We start from the raw sequence: 19,242 nt of genomic DNA, 5'->3' as shown, positions 1-19,242 counted from the left end.
TCAGCCTCCCATCGCCCAGCGGGCCCAAAAGCCGCCAAGCACTTCGAATTTCGCAAGGAACGACACCACCACGACCCAGGCCAGCGACAGCGGCAGGAACACTTTCCAGCCAATGCGCATCAATTGGTCATAGCGGTAACGCGGTGTAATGGCCTTCACCATCGCGAAGAGGAAGAAGAAGAAGGCCATCTTGGCGACCATCCATGCCACCCCGTCGGGCAGACCCGGGATCGGCGACAGCCAACCGCCAAAGAACAACAGCGAGGTGAGCGCACACATCAAGAAGATCGCGATATATTCGCCCGCCATGAACAACAGGAACGGCGTCGCCGAATATTCCACCTGATACCCCGCCACCAGTTCGGACTCCGCTTCGGGAAGATCGAATGGCGGGCGGTTTGTTTCCGCAAGGCAGGAAATGAAGAACAGGAAGACCATCGGCAGATGTGGCAACCAATACCAGCCAAAGAAGCCATATGCGGTATCCTGGGCCGCCACGATCGACCCGAAGTTCAAGCTCCCGGTGGAGATGATGACGCCAATTATAATCAAGCCGATGCTGACCTCATAGGAAATCATCTGCGCCGCCGAGCGCAGTGAGCCAAGGAACGGGTATTTCGAGTTCGAGGCCCAGCCCCCCATGATGACACCGTAGACCTCAAGCGACGATACCGCGAAGACGAACAAGACCGCCACGTTGATATCTGACAACACCCACCCTTCATTGAGCGGGATCACCGCCCAGGCAAGGATTGCCAGAACGAAACTGGTCATCGGCGCAAGGATGAATACCGTCTTGTCGGCGCCTGCTGGTACAACCACCTCTTTCAGCACGTATTTCAATGCATCCGCCACCGATTGCAGAAGGCCAAAAGCCCCTACCACGTTCGGCCCACGGCGCATTTGAACCGCCGCCCAGATCTTGCGGTCGCCATACACAAGGAACAGCAGCGAGATCATGACAAAGCCCACGACGGCCAAACACTGCGCCACGATTAGCACCGCAATTCCAAGCGGGGTTGTAAAGAATTCAGCCATCAGGTCCTCACACCATCGGTATTCCGTTTTCCGCACAGTCGGCGGCGACGACTTCTGCGTCGATCGTTTTCAATCCTCGGGGCAGCGCCGGCGAGATCGTATAAACCGCATCACCGCGCCAGATGCCACCCTCTTCATCCACATTCGTCCGCAAATGCCGGGCAAATCCGTATCCTCGGATCAACGCGTATTGCGCCGCCGCGCATTCGGCATAGCGATCCACGTCTTCGACGCTGCGTGCGCCCGACATCTGAACATGGAAATTCACCAAATCCCCATCCAGAAGGCGCGTCTCGATTCCCTGATAATCCGGGGAAAACCGCGATACCTCTCCGCCTGTCTCGCAGCCCGAGACAGCACCGGCGCAGATCAACGCCACAGGGGATATGACGGCGGCGCGGCGCATTACTCACAACCTAATCGCGGTTGACGGAAGTCCACAACAATCCAATCATCACCACGCTGTTCGCCCATGAGCGTGTAAACACAATTATTGCTGTAAGGAACATAACTAGTCTGGTTCGTCGTCACTGAAGCCCAGCCATTGGCTCCGTAGATTGTGCTTGTAGTCGGAGTCGTAATGGGCATCACTCCACTATTGTTGATTTGCCATTGGAATGCGCGCTGACCGTTCGGCAGATCAAAAACAGACGATGGCTTACCATAGTCTAACATTGGCTCAGTAATGGATTTGCCAACATAGCCTTCCATAATTTGAGACGCACAACCTGCCAGAATGCAAAAGCAAAAGGTAAGACCGACATTTCTAACTCTGTCCAGACCTCGCATCAGTTCACTCCGCTACCATTAGGTGAGCATTTCGCTCTTTTGCATTCGCGCTCAGCTCGGCCATCAACTCGCTCGCGCGGGCAATCGGGTTGGTCAGGTAGAAATCATTGATTGCCAAGCGGAAGTCGGCTTTGCCTAGTTTGCCTTTGGGCAACGCCTCGCCAGCATTTTCCGGCACCTTGTCCACCTGTTGCAGAACCGGCGCCGCCTCGACCAACTGCTTACGCAGGCGCACAAGCGAATCGAACGGCAGGGCCTCGCCCATCTCACCCGAAAGGGCGCGCAGGATCGCCCAGTTTTCCTTGGCTTCACCCGGCGCAAACCCGGCGCGCAGCGCCAGTTGCGGGCGGCCTTCGGTATTCACGAAAAGGCCCTGTTCCTCAGTGTAGGCCGCGCCCGGCAGGATCACATCGGCCCGATGCGCGCCCCGGTCTCCGTGGCTGCCTTGGTAGATCACGAAGGCACCCGCGTCGATTTCCACCTCATCCGCGCCGAGGTTGTAAATCACGTCGGCCCCGTCAATCGCGGCCTCAAGCCCACCTTCCGTGGTACAGCCCGCATCCATTGCGCCAACACGGCTGGCTGCCGTGTGCAGAACCATCATACGGCCGCTCAACGCTTGCGCTGCTGCCAGAACCGCCGCACCGTCGGCTTCCTGCAAGGCGCCTTGGCCCACGATGACAATCGCATCTTCGCTGACGTCCAGCTTGGCCAAAGCGTCGCGCCCGGTGCCTGCATGGGTATGATCATAGGTCAGGTCCATGTTGGGCCCGACAACCTTGACCTCGGCCCCCTTCAGCCACGCCTTGCGGATGCGCGCATTCAAGACCGGCGCTTCAATCGCCGGGTTGCTGCCGATCAGGATCACCTCTTTGGCACTGTCCAGATCCTCAACCGCGACATTGCCAACATAACCGGCACGGTTACCTTCCGGCAGCTTGGCTTTGTCGGTCCGGCATTCCACGTTGCCGCCCTGCCCATCAACCAATTGCTTGAGGGCAAAAGCCGCCTCAACCGGGGCCAGATCGCCGACGAGACCGGCAACCTTGCTGGCACCCTTGATCGCCTCGGCAGCCTTGCCCAAGGCCTCGGGCCACGTGGCCGCGCGCAATTTCCCGTTTTCGCGGACATAAGGCCTGTCCAGACGCTGGCGCCGCAATCCGTCCCAGACAAAGCGTGTCTTGTCGGAAATCCATTCCTCGTTCACGCCGTCATGGTTGCGCGGCAGGATACGCATGACCTCGCGGCCCTTGGTATCCACGCGGATGCTGCTGCCAAGCGCGTCCATCACGTCAATGGTTTCAGTCTTGGTCAACTCCCAAGGCCGCGCGGTGAAGGCATAAGGCTTGGACACAAGCGCGCCCACCGGGCAAAGATCAATGATGTTGCCCTGCAAATTGCTGTCCAAGGTCTCGCCCAGATAGGCAGTAATCTCGGCATCCTCGCCACGGCCCGTCTGGCCCATCTGGTGAATACCGGCCACCTCGGTGGTGAAGCGCACACAGCGCGTGCAGGAAATACAGCGCGTCATGTGGGTTTCCACCAATGGCCCAAGGTCCAAGTCGTCCACCGCCCGCTTTGGTTCGCGGTAACGGCTGAAATCCACGCCATAGGCCATGGCCTGATCCTGCAAATCGCACTCGCCGCCCTGATCGCAGATCGGGCAATCCAGCGGATGGTTGATAAGCAGAAACTCCATCACCCCTTCGCGGGCCTTCTTGACCATCGGGCTGTTGGTCTTGACGACCGGCGGCTGACCTTCCGGCCCCGGCCGCAAATCGCGCACCTGCATGGCGCAGGAGGCCGCCGGTTTCGGCGGCCCGCCCACGACCTCGACAAGACACATCCGGCAATTCCCAGCAATCGACAGCCGCTCGTGGTAGCAAAAGCGCGGCACTTCAATCCCGGCTTGCTCACAAGCCTGGATCAGGGTCATCGCCCCCTCTACTTCCAATTCCTGATCGTCGATGATGATCTTGCGCAGGTCAGACATTGTTTCTCACTTTGCTTTCAGTAGCGAGCCGATCCGGCTGTTCTTGCGTATCTCTTCGCGGCCCAGCACGCAGAGGCTCTCAGGGTCCAGGTTGCTGGCTCCCTTGGATTTGAAGTAGGCGTTGCGCTTGGCGCGCATCTTGTCCTGTTCCGCATCGTCGTTGACGTAAGCCTCGATTTCGGCCTCGGTATACCCACGCTCTAGGGCAATGTCCTTCAGGTCATTCACGTAGCCACGCGCCCGGAAAAACCGGCCCGAGATACTAGAGCATGCACGGCGAATTTTGTCGGCCGCGGCCACCGCCAGCAGGCCATTATTGATATCTGCCTCTTGGGGCAAACCCGGCTTGGTGCTGGCGCTTCCTGCCATCGCCGCGCTGGTCAGGGCCGCTGTCAGAACAAAAGTGGTCATCATACGCATTGGGTGTCTCCTTTTTTCACCACAGCAGAGGCCGCAGGTCTTGCGCCTCCATCTGCTGCGCAGATGGCTTTCGCGGGCATTGATATACAATAACAGCCCGCGCAAACCATTGATATGAAAAGGAAAGTCACCACGTGACACATTCTCCGTTTAATATGAGGCGACCATTGGAAATCTGAAGGCGCCCATCTTCGGCATCAGGGCCATTGACCCAATCGACATCCGAGGTACCGAATTCCTTCAAGCAATACCGCATTGCCTCATAGCGACCGGCCTCGCGTGCCCCCGTCAACCCGCGATCCACCCGGCGAACTGCGACCTGGAACTGTTCACGCGCATCGCGATCCCGGCTCACCTTCGCGGGGTAATACTCCCCGTTAAACCGAACCTGGGCTGAACGATCCGCACAGCCGGGCAGAGCGACAATCGTGCCGAGGAGGAGCGCGGCAAGGGCGCGTCGCCGATTTTCATGGCTCATGGTCAAGGTTACGCGCCCCTCACTCTGCTGCGACCGCACTCACGCGGCCTGTTTTCTGGGCTTTGATGCGGTCCTCAATTTCATCGCGGAAATTGCGGATCAAGCCCTGAATGGGCCATGCTGCCGCATCGCCAAGCGCACAGATGGTGTGGCCCTCAACCTGTTTGGTTACGTCGAACAGCATGTCGATTTCTTCGACTTCCGCCTCGCCACGTACCAAACGGTCCATGACCCGCATCATCCAGCCTGTTCCTTCACGACACGGCGTGCATTGGCCACAACTTTCGTGCTTGTAGAACTTCGACAGACGCCAGATCGCCTTGATGATGTCGGTATCCTTGTCCATGACGATCACCGCCGCAGTTCCAAGACTCGACCCCACTTCGCGCAGGGCGTCGAAATCCATGACCGCGTCTTTCATTTTCTCGCCACGCACACAAGGCACCGAGGACCCGCCCGGAATGACGGCTTTGAGATTGTCCCATCCACCACGGATGCCACCGCAGTGCTTGTCGATCAACTCCTCGAAACTGATCGACATCGCGTCTTCCACGACACAGGGGTTATTCACATGCCCTGAAATGGCGTAAATCTTCGTGCCGGTGTTGTTGGGGCGACCAAAGCCCGCGAACCATTCCGGTCCGCGCCGCAGGATGGTTGGGACAACGGCAATCGACTCGACGTTGTTCACAGTGGTCGGGCAGCCGTAGACACCGGCCATGGCCGGAAAGGGCGGTTTCATCCGCGGCATCCCCTTCTTGCCCTCAAGGCTTTCCAGAAGAGCGGTTTCCTCGCCGCAGATATAGGCCCCGGCCCCGTGGTGCAGGTAAAGGTCAAAATCCCAGCCCGATTTGCAGGCGTTCTTGCCGATCAACCCGGCCTCATAGGCTTCGTCAATCGCGGCCTGAAGCGCCTCGCGTTCGCGGATGTATTCGCCGCGGATATAGATAAAGCAGGCATGGGCGTTCATCGCGAAACTGGCGATCAGGCACCCTTCGATCAGGGTATGCGGGTCATGGCGCATGATCTCACGATCCTTGCAGGTGCCAGGCTCGGATTCATCTGCATTGACCACCAGATAGGCGGGCCGCCCATCGCTTTCCTTGGGCATGAATGACCATTTGAGGCCCGTGGGGAAGCCCGCGCCGCCCCGGCCCCTCAGGCCACTGGCTTTCATCTGTTCGATGATCCAGTCGCGCCCATTCTGCAAGATTTTCGCCGTGCCATCCCAATGCCCACGTGCCTTGGCCCCTTTCAGGGTCCGATCATGCATACCGTAGAGATTGGTAAAGATACGGTCCTGGTCTTTCAGCATCCGCTTGTCACCTTCGGTTGTTCTGGCGCGCACGCCAGATTTGATAGGTTACCACCAACGCCCAGATCATGGCGGCGATGGCGGCAAGGTCGAACAGAAAGACGAACCGTACAGGCCATCCCATCTGCGCGCCCAGCCACTGTGCGCCCATCCAGACCAGCATTGTCAACGCGATGACCACACCCACGGTGCGGCCCTTTCGTGCCAACTGCATTTCGTCTGGATTATGGCTCATCGTCTGTTGCACCCCTTAATACACGTCGCCGTCTTCGACGCGCTTGGAGAATTCCGTTTCCCCGCCACTTGCGAGGGTCTTGGCTTGGTCGACCCAATTGTCGCGGCTCACCCGGCCTTTGAAACCCTTGATGTTGGCATCCACCCAAGCCACTTGCTCAGGGCCCCAGTCGGCGATCTGGTCAAAGTGGTAAAAGCCCATGTCGTTCAGCATCGCCTCAAGTTTCGGGCCGACACCCTTGATTTCCTTGAGGTTATCCGCCTGCCCGCCCTTGGGCGCCGACAGGGCCTCGGGCTTACTGCCCTCGTTCACGCCTTCTTTGACACCATCGCCATCATAATCCGGCGTCGCGGCGGCACTCGTGCTCGCCTCCGCGCCTGACTTGTCGTAACTCCACTCGCCCTTGCGACTGGCCAGTTCCTCTTCACCCTGCAAAAGGGTTCCGGATTTGACCTTTTCCTCGGCAGCACGTGCCGTCGCCTTGGCACTTGCCTTGACGTCTTCCGCCGCGTCCTTGCCCTTGTCCGTCGCCTCATTGGCAGCCTCACTAACGCTGCTCGCAGCTGTTTTCGCGGCCTCCGTCGTAGCTTCTGCGGCCTCCGAAGCCTTCTCGGCCACTGCCGATCCCACTTTCGAGGCCGCCGCAGCAGCACCTGTCGCCGCATCTGAGGTGCCTCCAGCACCCTCGTTCGCAGTACCGCTCTCGCCGGTGCATATCAAACGAGTCGCGACAAGCCCAATGAACACCCCCAAAGCGACCGCTGCCATCAAAGCGGCAAGAAAACCAACGCCATCCGATATACTGAAAAGCACAATCAGGCCGATCAAGGCCGCCACGCCCCAACAGATGATGCGGCACGGGCTCCACGTTGCAGTATTCGACATCACAAGTACCCCCTGTTATCTCAGACTGGCGCCCTTAATAGACGCCTCCTTTCTTGGCCTTGGCCGAGAACTCCGTCTCCTTACCATCCGCCAAAAGTTTCGCCTGTTCGACCCAGTTGTCGCGGCTGACGCGGCCCTTGAAGCCTTCAAGGTTCTGGTCAACCCACTGCACTTCCTCTTCGGTCCATTTCGCCACCTGGTCGAAATGGAAAAAGCCCAATGCGTGAAGCAATTTCTCAAGCTTCGGCCCCACGCCCTTGATCATCTTCAGATCGTCGGCCCCGGCCTTGCGCGGCGCTTTCATCGTCTTGGGCTTCTTGCCCTCTCCCGATGTCGCGACAGGTTCGGCTGGTTCCTTGACCGGCGCAGGCGCGGCCTTCGCCGTCGGTTTGGCTGCGGTTTTGGCTTGCGCCTCTTCCTTGCTAATGCCGGTCTTGTCGGCCTTCGCACCCTTGCCGGGCTTGGGTCCAGCCGCTTTGATCTCAGCCGGCGTCTTGCGCACCTTCACCGCCGGATCGGCGGGCTTGTGCATTGCTCCCTTGTCACGCCATGGCGCCAGAAGCGGCACCTCGGTGCCATCAATCCGCTTGACGGTATCGCCGATCTCGGTGGCCAACGTGGCACTTGCGTTATACTGCGACTTGCCGCTGTCAAAATCGGTCAGCGCGGTCAGGCCCGATTTCGGCTCACTGGCATAGCGCCCGTTTTGCGGCCCCGGCGTCGGCACCTTGCCCGCCGCCAGTTCATCCAAAATCTCACCCAAGCGGTCCGCCGTCAGGTCCTCATAATAATCTTTGCCGATCTGGGCCATTGGCGCATTGGCACAGGCCCCAAGGCATTCCACCTCTTCCCAGCTAAACTTCCCATCGGCGGACACCTCATGCGGGTTCGCGGCGATCTTTTCCTTGCAAACACCGATCAAATCCTCTGCCCCGCAGATCATGCAAGAGGTGGTGCCGCAAATCTGGATATGCGCCACGCTGCCCACCGGCTGAAGCTGGAACATGAAGTAGAACGATGCAACCTCAAGCGCCCGGATATAGGCCATGCCCAGCATATCTGCGACAGCTTCAATCGCCGGGCGGGTCAGCCAGCCCTCTTGCTCTTGCGCGCGCCAAAGCAGCGGAATAATCGCGCTGGCCTCACGCCCCTCGGGATACTTGGATATCTGCGCCTCGGCCCATGCCTGATTGGCTTGGGTGAAAGCAAAGCTCTCGGGCTGTTCGTGATGGAGACGTCTCAGCATTCTTAAGCACAGGCTCCTGTGGTCAGTTTGACACCGCCCTCGGGCAGGCGTTCCGCCTTGCCGGTTGACAGCATGTAAGAGGTAATCGCGGTCGTTTGTTCACGGGTCAGACCCGCTTGGAACTCGACCGGCAAATAGTCGGATTCACCCACCATTTCACAGCCGATGCTAGCCACGGCCATCTCGTATTCGGCGATGTTTTCGGCGGTGGTACCTTCGGGCGGAACATCACAAGCGGCCAGCGAAAGAAGGGCCAGACCGCCCAAGGCTGGAACAAGAACTTTCTTCACCGGTCGATCTCCCCGAACACAACATCCATGGTCCCGATGATCGCGGCCACGTCGGCCAACTGGTGGCCACCGGCCACGTAATCCATCGCTTGCAGGTGCAAGAAGCCCGGCGCCCGCAGCTTGGCACGATAGGGCCGGTTCGTGCCATCCGCCACCAAGTAAACCCCAAATTCGCCCTTGGGCGCCTCAACGGCGGCATAAACCTCGCCCTCGGGGACGTGAAAGCCCTCGGTATAGAGTTTGAAGTGATGGATCAGCGCTTCCATCGAGCGTTTCATCTCACCGCGGTTGGGCGGCGTGATCTTACCGCGGGCAAGGATGTCGCCCTGCCCCTCGGGGGCACGCAGCTTTTCAATCGCCTGATGGATGATGTGCAGCGACTGGCGCATTTCTTCCATCCGGCACAGGTAACGGTCATAGCAATCGCCGTTCTTGCCCACCGGAATCTGGAACTCGAATTCGTCATAGCATTCATAGGGCTGCGCGCGGCGCAAATCCCATGCCATGCCGCTGCCGCGCACCATGACGCCCGAGAAGCCCCATTCCTGGATGTCTTCCTCGGTCACAACCCCGATGTCGCAATTCCGCTGCTTGAAAATCCGGTTCTCGGTCAACAACCCGTCGATATCGTCAATAACCCGGGGGAAATCCTTCGCCCATTCCTCGATATCGTCGATCAATTCGGGCGGCAGGTCCTGATGCACGCCACCGGGGCGGAAATAAGCCGCGTGCAGGCGCGCGCCACAGGCCCGCTCATAGAAGATCATCAGTTTCTCGCGCTCTTCAAAGCCCCAAAGCGGCGGGGTCAGCGCACCCACGTCCATCGCCTGCGTGGTGATGTTCAGCAGGTGGTTCAAAATCCGGCCAATCTCGGAATACAACACCCGGATCAGGCTCGCGCGGCGCGGCACCTCGACCCCCGTCAGTTTTTCAATGGCCAAGCACCAGGCATGTTCCTGGTTCATCGGGGCCACGTAATCCAGCCGATCGAAATATGGCAGGTTTTGCAGGTAGGTGCGGCTTTCCATCAGCTTCTCGGTGCCGCGATGCAAAAGGCCGATATGCGGGTCACACCGCTCGACAATCTCACCGTCCAGCTCCAGCACAAGGCGCAACACCCCGTGCGCCGCCGGGTGCTGCGGCCCGAAGTTGATGTTGAAATTACGGATTTGCTGCTCGCCCGTCAGGGCGTCATCAAATTTTGAGCCGTCCATCACGCATTCCCTCCGTCAATTTTATCACGGAACGCCATGACCCAAAGCAGAACGAGCGCCCCAAGCGGAATGATCGAGACCAGCGATACCCAATTGGGAATCCCGAACTTCGGCAGAAGTTTCCAGAATGGGATAACCACCAGTGCCGCGAAGATCACAAGCCACAAAAGGCCGCCTCCGCCCATGCCGTATCCACCGCCCATCATGCCGGGCCTCCTTTCCGCTTGGCCCCGAAGGCCATGATATAAAGCAGGATCAATGCCCCGACGGGCAAGATCGCCACAAGCGCCCAAGGGCTGGCGATGCCATAGTGCGGCAGCAACTTCCAGAAGGGCACTACGAAGGCCACTGAAAGAAGAATAAGCCAGATCATCGCGTTACCTAGTCCCTAAACCATTGCGCTTACTTCGCATCTTCCGTCTTCTCATCACCCGGTAGGATGTACTCCGCACCCTCCCATGGCGACATGAAATCAAACTGCCGGTATTCCTGAACAAGGCTCACGGGTTCATAAACCACCCGCTTTTGCACCTCGTCATAGCGCACCTCGGTATAGCCCGTGGTCGGGAAATCCTTGCGCAGCGGATACCCCCGGAAACCATAGTCCGTCAGGATACGCCGCAGGTCCGGATGCCCGGTGAACAGGATGCCGAACATGTCGAAAACTTCTCGCTCGAACCAATTGGCGCTCGGATGGATGCCGGTGATCGAGGGCACCATATCTTCCTCGCGGCAGGCGACCCGCAGGCGAATGCGTTGGTTCTGATACATGCTCAGGAAGTGATAGACCACGTCGAACCGCTTGGCGCGTTCTGGGTAATCCACGCCGGTGATATCCACCAGCGTCGTGAACCGGCAGGTGGCGTCAGTCTTCAGGAACTCCACCAGCCCCACGATATTCGGCAGGGCCACGGTCACATTCAATTCGCCACGGGTCACGTCCCATGACAGAACGCAGTCGGGCCGCTTGGCCTCGATATGCGCACCCAGTTCCTTCAGCGCGTTGCTCATCGTCTTCGTCCTTTCGCGCGCCGCTCGGCGGGCACGTCGCAAAATTGGCACGCCTCAGCGTACAATCGTTCCCGTCCGGCGGATCTTGCGTTGCAATTGCAGAATGCCATACATCAAGGCTTCGGCGGTCGGCGGGCAGCCGGGTACGTAAATATCCACTGGTACGATCCGGTCACAGCCGCGCACAACGCTGTAGCTGTAGTGGTAGTACCCGCCACCATTCGCGCAGGACCCCATCGAGATTACATAACGCGGCTCGGGCATCTGGTCATAAACCTTGCGCAACGCCGGAGCCATCTTGTTGGTCAGCGTTCCCGCCACGATCATCAGGTCGGACTGGCGCGGGCTGGCACGCGGCGCTGTGCCATAGCGCTCCATGTCATAGCGCGGCATCGACGTGTGCATCATCTCAACCGCGCAACAGGCCAGACCGAAGGTCATCCAGTGCAGGCTGCCCGTCCGGGCCCAGTTGATGATGTCCTCGGTCGAGGTGACAAGGAACCCCTTGTCCTGCAACTCGCGGTTCAAACCCTGAGTGGCATGCTCACGGTCGGCACCAGCTGTATTCGCTCCGGTTGCTACTCCCATTCCATGGCCCCTTTCCTCCATTCATAGGCAAAGCCCGCCGTCAGAACCGCCAAGAACACCATCATCGACCAGAAACCCACCATCGAGACATCCTTGAACGCCACCGCCCACGGAAAGAGCATGGCAATCTCAAGGTCGAAGATGATGAACAGGATCGACACCAGATAGAAGCGCACGTCGAATTTCATCCGCGCGTCGTCGAAAGCGTTGAACCCGCATTCATAAGCGCTCAGCTTCTCAGGATCGGGGTGACGAACGGCCAGCACCACGGCGGCCAGAATAAGAACAAGGCCCAGTCCGATGGCAATCGCCAAGAGGACAAGGATGGGAAGGTATTCCCTCAGCATCTCTTCCACGGGGTGGCTCCTTCCATGCGCGCGCTTGCGCACATCAAAATGGCTGCATTCACGTTCCACGGTTTACCCCTGCCCCCCGTTGGGGTCAACCAACGGCAGACACATTCAAAGATGTGAAGGGGTCGCACTCCCTGAATTGTATGCACTGGTATGCATTTTTGCTCTTGCAGGTGTATTCTCTGCATGCCGCGATCCGTGGACACGTCTTCCATAGACCCGAGATTAGAGCGATTCTCTGGCCTGTCATCCCCCGATTTCGGCAGGGTCAGCTTCCCCAGCTTGGCTTTCGCTTGTCAAAGAAAGCCCCGATTCCTTCGGGGGCCTCCTCTCCCTCCCAGCATTTCGCCAGTTCCGCGACCGTGTGGGCAATCAATTCGTCGTCAATCTGTGGCCCCATGTGCCGCAGCAAGGCCTTCGAGCGGGCGACCGCGCCAGGTGCGCATTCCAAATAGGGCGTTACTTCTGCCTCCACCGCATCGTCCAGCGCCTGTGCGGGGACAATGCGGGCCAAAAGCTGCAACTCAACCGCCTCCGCCGCGCCAAACCGGCGCCCCGACATGAAAACCCGCCGCGCCTTGGCCTCGCCCATGCGCGCACAGACATATGGGCCAATGGTCGCCGGAATCAGGCCCAGCCGCGTCTCGGTCAGCCCCATGAGGATGCTGTCCGCACCAATCGCCACGTCGCAGACACTTGCCAAACCCACGCCACCACCAAAAGCATTGCCTTGAATGCGGCCGATCAGAGGTTTCGGCATCGTATTGAGTGCCTGCAACATATGCGCCAGTTTCGCCGCTTCGGAGGACCTCACCTCAGGCTCCGCCTCGAACTGCTCTCGCATCCAGCCCAGATCGCCGCCGGCACAAAACGATTTGCCCTCGGCGGCCAACACGACTACCCGCACGGTTTCATCCGCGCCAAGCGCCTCGGCCGCCCCATGCAGTTCCGCGATCATTTGCGCCGACATGGCGTTGTGCTTCTCCGGCCGCGCCAACCAAAGCGTCGCCACACCCCGCGCATCGCGCTTAATTCTGATTGTCTCGCTCATCACCCTCTCCCGTGCCAAAATTCTTGCAAGAATTTTGACAAGAATTTTCGAAAATTCTTGTCACCCGGCCCGCATGGCCCGCGCCATCTCTGCTGCCTTGTCCAAGACATCCCGGTCCAACCCGGTTTCATAGCCCAGCGCGATCAGCCGATCATGCACTGCTTCGGTCGCCACATTGCCCGCAGCACCCGGCGCATAAGGGCAACCGCCCAATCCACCGACAGCCGCGTCGAACACACGCAAGCCTCTTGCCAGTGACGCCTCGATATTGTCCAAAGCGCGCCCAGCCGTATCATGGAAATGCCCGGCCAATCGCTCGGCCGGAACAACCTCCAACACCGCTGCCAACATCGCATCCACCCGCTCGGGCCGTCCCCGCCCGATGGTGTCGCCAAGGCTCACCTCGTAACAGCCCATCTCGAAAAGGGCCCCGGCCACACGCGCCACATCCTCTGGCGGCACCTCACCATCATACGGGCAGTCCGTCACACAAGACACATAGCCGCGCACCGGAATCCCAGCCCCCTCGGCCGCCTCCATAACCGGCGCAAACCGCTCAAGGCTTTCCGCAATCGTCGCGTTGATATTGGCGCGGGAAAACCCTTCCGAAGCCGACCCGAAAATCGCCACCTCGTCGGCCTTCGCAGCCACCGCCCCCTCAAAGCCGCGCATGTTCGGCGTCAATGCCGCATAAGACACGCCCGGCACACGGGTAATCCCGGCCAACACCTCAGCGCTATCGGCCATTTGCGGCACCCACTTGGGGCTGACGAAACTCGCCACTTCGATCCGCGCAAAGCCTGCCCCACTCAGGCAATCCACCAAGGCGATCTTTTCCGCCGTGGAAATTTGCCGCGCTTCGTTCTGCAACCCGTCGCGCGGGCCTACCTCGAATATCTCGACACGCTCAGCCATCCCAAGCCTCATAAAAATCCTGTTCGAAAATCAACGCGCTCTCCGGTCCCGGCAGGCTTTTGATAAAGCTGTCCCGCTCGGTGATCCGCGCATACCAAGCCTGCACTTCCGGAAAGCCCTCCAACCTCGCGAACCGCTGCGCCATATACACCGCCTGCCCCACCGCGATATCGCAAGCCGAAAACCCGCTGGTCAAAAGGTAGTCGCGGTTCTCCACCGGGGTCGACAGCCGCGCCTCGATCGCCTCGTAACACTTGCGCAGGCGCGCCGCCTCCAGCTGCATGATGATCGGGCTGCGCATCTCGTCTTCGTACAGTATTATGTGCTGCTGGGTCAGCGCCGCGACATGCTGGCTCACTGTCTCGGCAAAATGCACCCAAACCAGCCAGGCCATCCGGTCCATATCCCCCGGCGCGCGCCCCATGCCGCGCTCAGGGAACCGCTCGCAAAGGTATTCCACCATGGCCCCGGATTCGAACATCCGCTCGCCCTCGATCTCAAGCGCAGGCACGCGCCCCGCAGGCGACAGGCTCCGGAATTCCGGCTCTCGAAGGCTTCGGTCAAAGGCATGTTCAACCACTTGAAACCCAACCTCCAATTCATGGAGCAACCACAAAACCCGCATGGACCGGCTTTGTGGAACATGGTGCAGCGTAATCATGCCGCAGCCTCCCCTTCCTCAGCCAGCTTGATCAGCGCCGCACCGGCCTCCACCTGTGCGCCCTCCTCGACCAAGACCGCCTCGACCGTGCCATCGCGCGCCGCCAAAAGCGAATGTTCCATCTTCATGGCCTCCAACACGGCAAGCCTGTCGCCCTCGGCCACCTTCTGCCCCGGCTGCGCCAAAACCGCTTTCACCAGCCCCGGCATCGGCGCTTCGATCAGGTCCATATCGCCACCGGCCATGGCATCGCGTGCCAGCGGGTCGATAACCTCAAAGGCCAGCCCATATTGAGAAAAGACCGTCACGAGGTCACCGGTCACCGCCACGTCCGGGGCCACCTGATCACCCAGCATCCAGCGGCCACCGACGCGACGCGCGGTGATCACCTCATCACCCACTTCAACGTCATGCGCCTCCGCGCCGTGACTGTGGACGTAAACGCTCAACTCCTCGCCCTCATGGCGCAACTGCACCGCCCGACGGAGCGGCGTCCACAGGGCAAAGCCAGTCGCCGGAGCCTGCGCCTCCAGAAGCCCAAGTGCTGCCAAACCGGCCAAAGCCACCTCATGCGCCCGCGCCTGTGGGGCGACGACCAGCGCCTCCAGATCACGGGCAATCAGCCCGGTATCCACCTCGCCCTTGGCAAAACCTTCATGTCCCGCCAAAGCCCCCAGAAAAGCCAGATTGGTCACCGTCCCGGCCACCTCGCAGCGTTCCAAAGCCCGCGACAGCTTGCGCAGGGCGGCTGCACGACTGGGCCCATGCGTGATCAACTTGGCGATCATCGGATCGTAGAACGGTGAGATCTCGTCGCCGGTCCGCACGCCACTGTCCGACCGCGCGCCTTCGGGAAACGCCAGATGCGCCAAACGCCCCGTGGCGGGCAAAAACCCCTTCGGCACGTCCTCGGCATAAAGCCGCGCCTCGAAGGCATGGCCGGTAATCTGCAACTCCTCTTGGCCCGTGGGCAAGCCCTCGCCACTGGCCACGCGCAATTGCCATTCCACAAGGTCAACGCCGGTAATGGCCTCGGTCACCGGGTGCTCCACCTGAAGCCGGGTGTTCATCTCCATGAACCAAAAGCCGTCGGGGCGTAGCCCACCGCTGCCATCCACGATAAACTCAACCGTTCCAGCACCTTTATAACCAATGGCCTCCGCCGCGCGCACCGCCGCGTCACCCATGGCCGCGCGCATCTCCTCGGTCATCCCCGGTGCCGGGGCCTCCTCAATCACTTTCTGATGCCGCCGTTGCAACGAACAATCCCGCTCGAACAAATGCACAGCACTCTGCCCATCGCCAAACACCTGCACCTCAATGTGGCGCGGCTGCTGCACGAATTTCTCAATCAACACATCAGAATTGCCAAAGGCCGTCGCCGCCTCCCCCTGGGCAGACGCCAAAGCATCGGCAAACTCCTCCGGACGCTCCACAAGGCGCATCCCCTTGCCGCCACCGCCCGCCACGGCCTTGATCAACACCGGATAGCCAATTGCCTCGGCCTGCTCGGCCAGATAGGCGGCACCCTGATTTGTCCCGTGATAGCCCGGCACCACCGGCACGCCTGCCTTCTCCATCAATGCCTTTGCCGCATCCTTAAGGCCCATGGCGCGAATGGCCTCTGCCGAAGGTCCGATAAAGGTAAGCCCCGCCGCCTCCACGGCAGCCACGAACTCCGGGTTCTCCGACAAGAACCCATAGCCGGGATGAATCCCCTGCGCCCCGGTTTCTTTGGCCGCAGCGATAATCGCCTCCCCCCGCAAGTAACTCTCCGAGGGCGCCGAGCCACCGATATGTACCGCCACATCGGCCATCTGCACATGTTTCGCCCCCCGATCCGCATCCGAATAAACCGCCACCACGCGCACACCCATAGCCCGCGCGGTCTCCATCACCCGACAGGCAATCTCCCCCCGGTTGGCAATCAGGATCGTGTCAAACATCTCGTCTCTCCCATCCGCAAAGGCCGTTTCGCCCTGCTTCATCTTTCCCAAAATACTCCCGCCGGAGGCCTCCAACGCCCACCAAAGCCACCACCGGCTCGATCAAACGGGCCACGCTCACCACCGGCCCAGCGCCACCCGCGCCTCTTGCATCATCGCCTCGACAATCTGTGCCGCAGGCCGCACCCCATGGATCAACCCAACGGCCTCCCCGGCAATCGCCGGCGCACCATCAGGGTCACCCTCCGCCACGGCCCGGGCATAAGCCCCCCGCGCTTCATCGCTCGCAGGCCCGCCCGGAACAGTCTCCCATTCACGAACCCAAGCATTGCGCAGGGTGCGAATGGTAAAAGGCGCAGGCCAATCCAGCCCCCGCGCCACATCCGGCAGGCTCGTCCGCTGCGTGGCATCGCCCGTGGCCTCCACGGCGGCGCGCTGAAACCCCTCGGCCACCAAAGCCTCCTCAGCGGCCCAGAACCGCGTGCCCACCAGCACACCATCGGCCCCCAGCATCAAGGCAGCTGCCAAACCCCGGCCATCGGCGATCCCGCCCGCGGCCAGAACCAGCGCGTCACGGCCCACCGCATCCACCACCTCGGGCACCAAACTCATGGTCCCGCGCGTGGCCCCATGACCCCCGGCCTCACTGCCTTGGGCGACAATCACATCGGCGCCCACATCACGCGCCGCCCGCGCCCCGGCCACGTCTTGGACTTGCACGAAACTCGGCACGCCCGCGTCTCGCGCCCGCGCCACATAAGGCGCGGCCTCACCAAAGGACAAAAACACTCCGGCAGGCCCACGCGCCAAAACACTGTCAAAGAGGGCCGGACCGGCCTCATCCAAGGCCCAGGTGATAAAGCCGCAGCCGACAGGCCGATTGCCCGCCTCACCAAACTGCGCCGCGATCCACTCCGGGTCACAATAGCCCCCGCCGATAAAGCCAAGCCCCCCGGCCTCGCTCACCGCGCCGGCCAAACGCCCGCCCGCCGCCATGGCCATCGGCGCGCTGACGATCGGGGCCTCCAGCCCAAAGCGCTCGGTCAACCGCGTCGCAATCATCGCATAGCCTCCCGCGCTGGCCCGGTCCGGGCGGCGGGTGGGTGGGCGGGGCCGTCCGGGCCGGGCCAGCCTTCGATATGCAAGCCGTACCCCCTCACATCCGGAACACGCCAAACCGCGTGTCTTGGATGGGCGCATTCAACGCCGCCCGAAGGCTCAGGCTCAACACCTCCCGGCTCTTGCGCGGATCGACAATGCCATCGTCCCACAAGCGCGCGCTGGCATACAAAGGATGGCTTTGCCGCTCAAACATCTCCACCGTGGGGCGCTTGAACTCGGCCTCCTCCTCCGCCGACCATTCGCCGCCCTTACGCTCAATCGCATCGCGCTTGACGGTGGCCAGAACGCCCGCCGCCTGCTCACCGCCCATCACCGAAATCCGGCTATTGGGCCAAGACCACATAAAGCGCGGCTGATAGGCACGGCCCGCCATCCCATAGTTGCCCGCGCCGAAACTGCCGCCCACAACCATCGTGACTTTCGGCACATTGGTGGTCGCCACCGCCGTCACCATCTTGGCCCCATGCCGGGCGATGCCTTCGTTTTCATATTTCCGGCCCACCATGAAGCCGGTGATATTTTGGAGGAAGACCAAGGGGATATGCCGCTGGCTGCACAGCTCCACGAAATGCGCGCCCTTCTGCGCCGCCTCACTGAATAGCACGCCATTGTTGGCGATAATCCCCACCGGGCAGCCCTCCACATGGGCAAAACCACAGACCAGCGTTTCGCCAAACCGCGCCTTGAACTCGTCAAAGCGCGAGCCATCGACAACCCGTGCGATAACCTCGCGAATGTCATAGGGCGTGCGCAGGTCCGCAGGCACCACACCAAACAGCTCCTCTGGGTCATAGGCCGGGGCCTCGGGGCTTTCAAACCGCACTCCCGGGACCGTCGCCGCCCCCAGATTGCCCACCGCCCGCCGCGCCAGCGCCAGCGCGTGTGCATCATCCTCGGCCAGATAATCGGCCACACCCGACAAGCGAGTGTGCACATCGCCCCCGCCCAGATCCTCGGCGCTCACCACCTCACCGGTGGCGGCCTTCACCAAGGGCGGTCCGGCCAGGAAAATCGTGCCCTGCTCTTTGACAATGATCGTCACATCGCTCATCGCGGGCACATAGGCCCCGCCCGCGGTACAAGACCCCATGACAACAGCAATCTGCGGAATGCCCTTGGCGCTCATCTGCGCCTGATTATAGAAAATCCGCCCGAAATGGTCGCGGTCCGGGAACACCTCGTCTTGGTTGGGCAGGTTCGCCCCGCCACTATCCACCAGATAGACGCAAGGCAGGTGACATTCCTCGGCAATCTCCTGCGCGCGCAGGTGCTTCTTGACCGTCATCGGGTAATAGGTGCCACCCTTCACCGTGGCGTCGTTGCAAACCACCATGACGTCGCGGCCCTGCACCCGGCCCACCCCGGCGATCACGCCCGCACAGGGTGCCGCGCCATCATAAAGCCCATGCGCCGCGGTGGCGCCCACCTCCAAGAACGGGCTGCCCGGATCCAGCAGATTGGCCACCCGCTCACGCGGCAGCATCTTGCCGCGACTCAAATGCCTCTCGCGTGCCGCCTCGCCGCCCCCGGCTGCGGCCATTTCTGCGGCCTCTTCGACCACGCGCAAGGCCTCAAGATGCCCCTCGCGGTTGGCCTTGAATTCCTCTGATGCCGGAATCGCCTTCGATTGCAGTTTCATCCCGTTCCTCGCTCCTCAAGGCCGCCCTCGGCCCACCAATTTGTTGCATTTTT

The 19,242-nt window shown here is 60.9% G+C and carries 23 protein-coding genes; all 23 read right to left on the bottom strand.

Annotated features, from left to right (window positions below; all coding sequences use genetic code 11):
• The gene (gene nuoH, locus QZ498_RS14015) at positions 1 to 1,038 is read right to left on the bottom strand and encodes an NADH-quinone oxidoreductase subunit NuoH (protein WP_294623297.1); all 1,038 of its coding nucleotides are present in this window, start codon (positions 1,036 to 1,038) and stop codon (positions 1 to 3) included.
• A 7-nt stretch (positions 1,039 to 1,045) separates the two neighbouring features.
• Positions 1,046 to 1,444, bottom strand: coding sequence for a hypothetical protein (locus tag QZ498_RS14010; RefSeq protein WP_294623295.1), 399 nt, complete (start codon positions 1,442 to 1,444; stop codon positions 1,046 to 1,048).
• Positions 1,444 to 1,827: a hypothetical protein gene (locus QZ498_RS14005; protein ID WP_294623293.1), complete on the bottom strand. Its 384-nt coding sequence runs from the start codon at positions 1,825 to 1,827 to the stop codon at positions 1,444 to 1,446. The genes QZ498_RS14010 and QZ498_RS14005 overlap by 1 nt, the downstream gene beginning before the upstream one ends.
• A gap of 4 nt (positions 1,828 to 1,831) precedes the next feature.
• On the bottom strand, positions 1,832 to 3,820 hold the full coding sequence (gene nuoG, locus QZ498_RS14000; RefSeq protein WP_294623291.1) for an NADH-quinone oxidoreductase subunit NuoG: 1,989 nt from the start codon (positions 3,818 to 3,820) through the stop codon (positions 1,832 to 1,834).
• 6 nt (positions 3,821 to 3,826) lie between these two features.
• The gene (locus QZ498_RS13995) at positions 3,827 to 4,240 is read right to left on the bottom strand and encodes a DUF5333 domain-containing protein (RefSeq protein ID WP_294623289.1); all 414 of its coding nucleotides are present in this window, start codon (positions 4,238 to 4,240) and stop codon (positions 3,827 to 3,829) included.
• A 127-nt stretch (positions 4,241 to 4,367) separates the two neighbouring features.
• The gene (locus tag QZ498_RS13990; RefSeq protein WP_294623287.1) at positions 4,368 to 4,718 is read right to left on the bottom strand and encodes a hypothetical protein; all 351 of its coding nucleotides are present in this window, start codon (positions 4,716 to 4,718) and stop codon (positions 4,368 to 4,370) included.
• A 19-nt stretch (positions 4,719 to 4,737) separates the two neighbouring features.
• Positions 4,738 to 6,033 carry an NADH-quinone oxidoreductase subunit NuoF gene (gene nuoF, locus QZ498_RS13985; protein WP_294623285.1) on the bottom strand — a complete coding sequence of 432 codons (1,296 nt, stop codon included), beginning with the start codon at positions 6,031 to 6,033 and terminating at the stop codon, positions 4,738 to 4,740.
• A gap of 7 nt (positions 6,034 to 6,040) precedes the next feature.
• A complete protein-coding gene (locus tag QZ498_RS13980; protein ID WP_294623282.1) occupies positions 6,041 to 6,268 on the bottom strand; it encodes a DUF5337 domain-containing protein in 228 nt (75 codons plus the stop codon).
• A 15-nt stretch (positions 6,269 to 6,283) separates the two neighbouring features.
• Positions 6,284 to 7,153, bottom strand: a complete 870-nt coding sequence (locus QZ498_RS13975) for a hypothetical protein (RefSeq protein ID WP_294623280.1) — start codon at positions 7,151 to 7,153, stop codon at positions 6,284 to 6,286.
• A 34-nt stretch (positions 7,154 to 7,187) separates the two neighbouring features.
• Positions 7,188 to 8,399, bottom strand: a complete 1,212-nt coding sequence (locus QZ498_RS13970) for an NADH-quinone oxidoreductase subunit E (protein WP_294623278.1) — start codon at positions 8,397 to 8,399, stop codon at positions 7,188 to 7,190.
• A gap of 2 nt (positions 8,400 to 8,401) precedes the next feature.
• Positions 8,402 to 8,689, bottom strand: coding sequence for a hypothetical protein (locus QZ498_RS13965; protein WP_294623276.1), 288 nt, complete (start codon positions 8,687 to 8,689; stop codon positions 8,402 to 8,404).
• Positions 8,686 to 9,903, bottom strand: a complete 1,218-nt coding sequence (locus QZ498_RS13960; protein ID WP_294623274.1) for an NADH-quinone oxidoreductase subunit D — start codon at positions 9,901 to 9,903, stop codon at positions 8,686 to 8,688. Before QZ498_RS13960 ends, QZ498_RS13965 begins: the two co-directional genes overlap by 4 nt.
• The gene (locus tag QZ498_RS13955) at positions 9,903 to 10,109 is read right to left on the bottom strand and encodes a hypothetical protein (protein WP_294623272.1); all 207 of its coding nucleotides are present in this window, start codon (positions 10,107 to 10,109) and stop codon (positions 9,903 to 9,905) included. Before QZ498_RS13955 ends, QZ498_RS13960 begins: the two co-directional genes overlap by 1 nt.
• Positions 10,106 to 10,276, bottom strand: a complete 171-nt coding sequence (locus QZ498_RS13950; RefSeq protein ID WP_294623270.1) for a hypothetical protein — start codon at positions 10,274 to 10,276, stop codon at positions 10,106 to 10,108. The genes QZ498_RS13955 and QZ498_RS13950 overlap by 4 nt, the downstream gene beginning before the upstream one ends.
• Before the next feature lie 29 nt (positions 10,277 to 10,305).
• On the bottom strand, positions 10,306 to 10,914 hold the full coding sequence (locus tag QZ498_RS13945) for an NADH-quinone oxidoreductase subunit C (protein WP_294623268.1): 609 nt from the start codon (positions 10,912 to 10,914) through the stop codon (positions 10,306 to 10,308).
• Between the two features lie 54 nt (positions 10,915 to 10,968).
• Positions 10,969 to 11,502, bottom strand: a complete 534-nt coding sequence (locus QZ498_RS13940; protein WP_294623266.1) for an NADH-quinone oxidoreductase subunit B family protein — start codon at positions 11,500 to 11,502, stop codon at positions 10,969 to 10,971.
• Positions 11,493 to 11,858, bottom strand: a complete 366-nt coding sequence (locus QZ498_RS13935; RefSeq protein ID WP_294623322.1) for an NADH-quinone oxidoreductase subunit A — start codon at positions 11,856 to 11,858, stop codon at positions 11,493 to 11,495. The genes QZ498_RS13940 and QZ498_RS13935 overlap by 10 nt, the downstream gene beginning before the upstream one ends.
• A gap of 265 nt (positions 11,859 to 12,123) precedes the next feature.
• Positions 12,124 to 12,906 carry a crotonase/enoyl-CoA hydratase family protein gene (locus tag QZ498_RS13930; protein WP_294623264.1) on the bottom strand — a complete coding sequence of 261 codons (783 nt, stop codon included), beginning with the start codon at positions 12,904 to 12,906 and terminating at the stop codon, positions 12,124 to 12,126.
• 60 nt (positions 12,907 to 12,966) lie between these two features.
• Positions 12,967 to 13,821, bottom strand: a complete 855-nt coding sequence (locus QZ498_RS13925) for a hydroxymethylglutaryl-CoA lyase (protein WP_294623261.1) — start codon at positions 13,819 to 13,821, stop codon at positions 12,967 to 12,969.
• On the bottom strand, positions 13,814 to 14,482 hold the full coding sequence (locus tag QZ498_RS13920; protein WP_294623260.1) for a glutathione S-transferase family protein: 669 nt from the start codon (positions 14,480 to 14,482) through the stop codon (positions 13,814 to 13,816). Before QZ498_RS13920 ends, QZ498_RS13925 begins: the two co-directional genes overlap by 8 nt.
• Positions 14,479 to 16,428: an acetyl/propionyl/methylcrotonyl-CoA carboxylase subunit alpha gene (locus QZ498_RS13915; protein WP_294623258.1), complete on the bottom strand. Its 1,950-nt coding sequence runs from the start codon at positions 16,426 to 16,428 to the stop codon at positions 14,479 to 14,481. The genes QZ498_RS13920 and QZ498_RS13915 overlap by 4 nt, the downstream gene beginning before the upstream one ends.
• Before the next feature lie 117 nt (positions 16,429 to 16,545).
• Entirely contained in the window at positions 16,546 to 17,490 is a 945-nt protein-coding gene (locus tag QZ498_RS13910) for a nitronate monooxygenase (protein ID WP_294623256.1), read from the bottom strand.
• 94 nt (positions 17,491 to 17,584) lie between these two features.
• On the bottom strand, positions 17,585 to 19,189 hold the full coding sequence (locus QZ498_RS13905; RefSeq protein ID WP_294623254.1) for a carboxyl transferase domain-containing protein: 1,605 nt from the start codon (positions 19,187 to 19,189) through the stop codon (positions 17,585 to 17,587).
• Positions 19,190 to 19,242: the final 53 nt, after the last annotated feature.

The organism is uncultured Roseovarius sp., from assembly GCF_913057115.1.
Lineage (GTDB): Bacteria > Pseudomonadota > Alphaproteobacteria > Rhodobacterales > Rhodobacteraceae > Roseovarius.
Note: the sequence above shows the minus strand (reverse complement) of the source record. Positions and strands in the feature narration are given on the sequence as shown.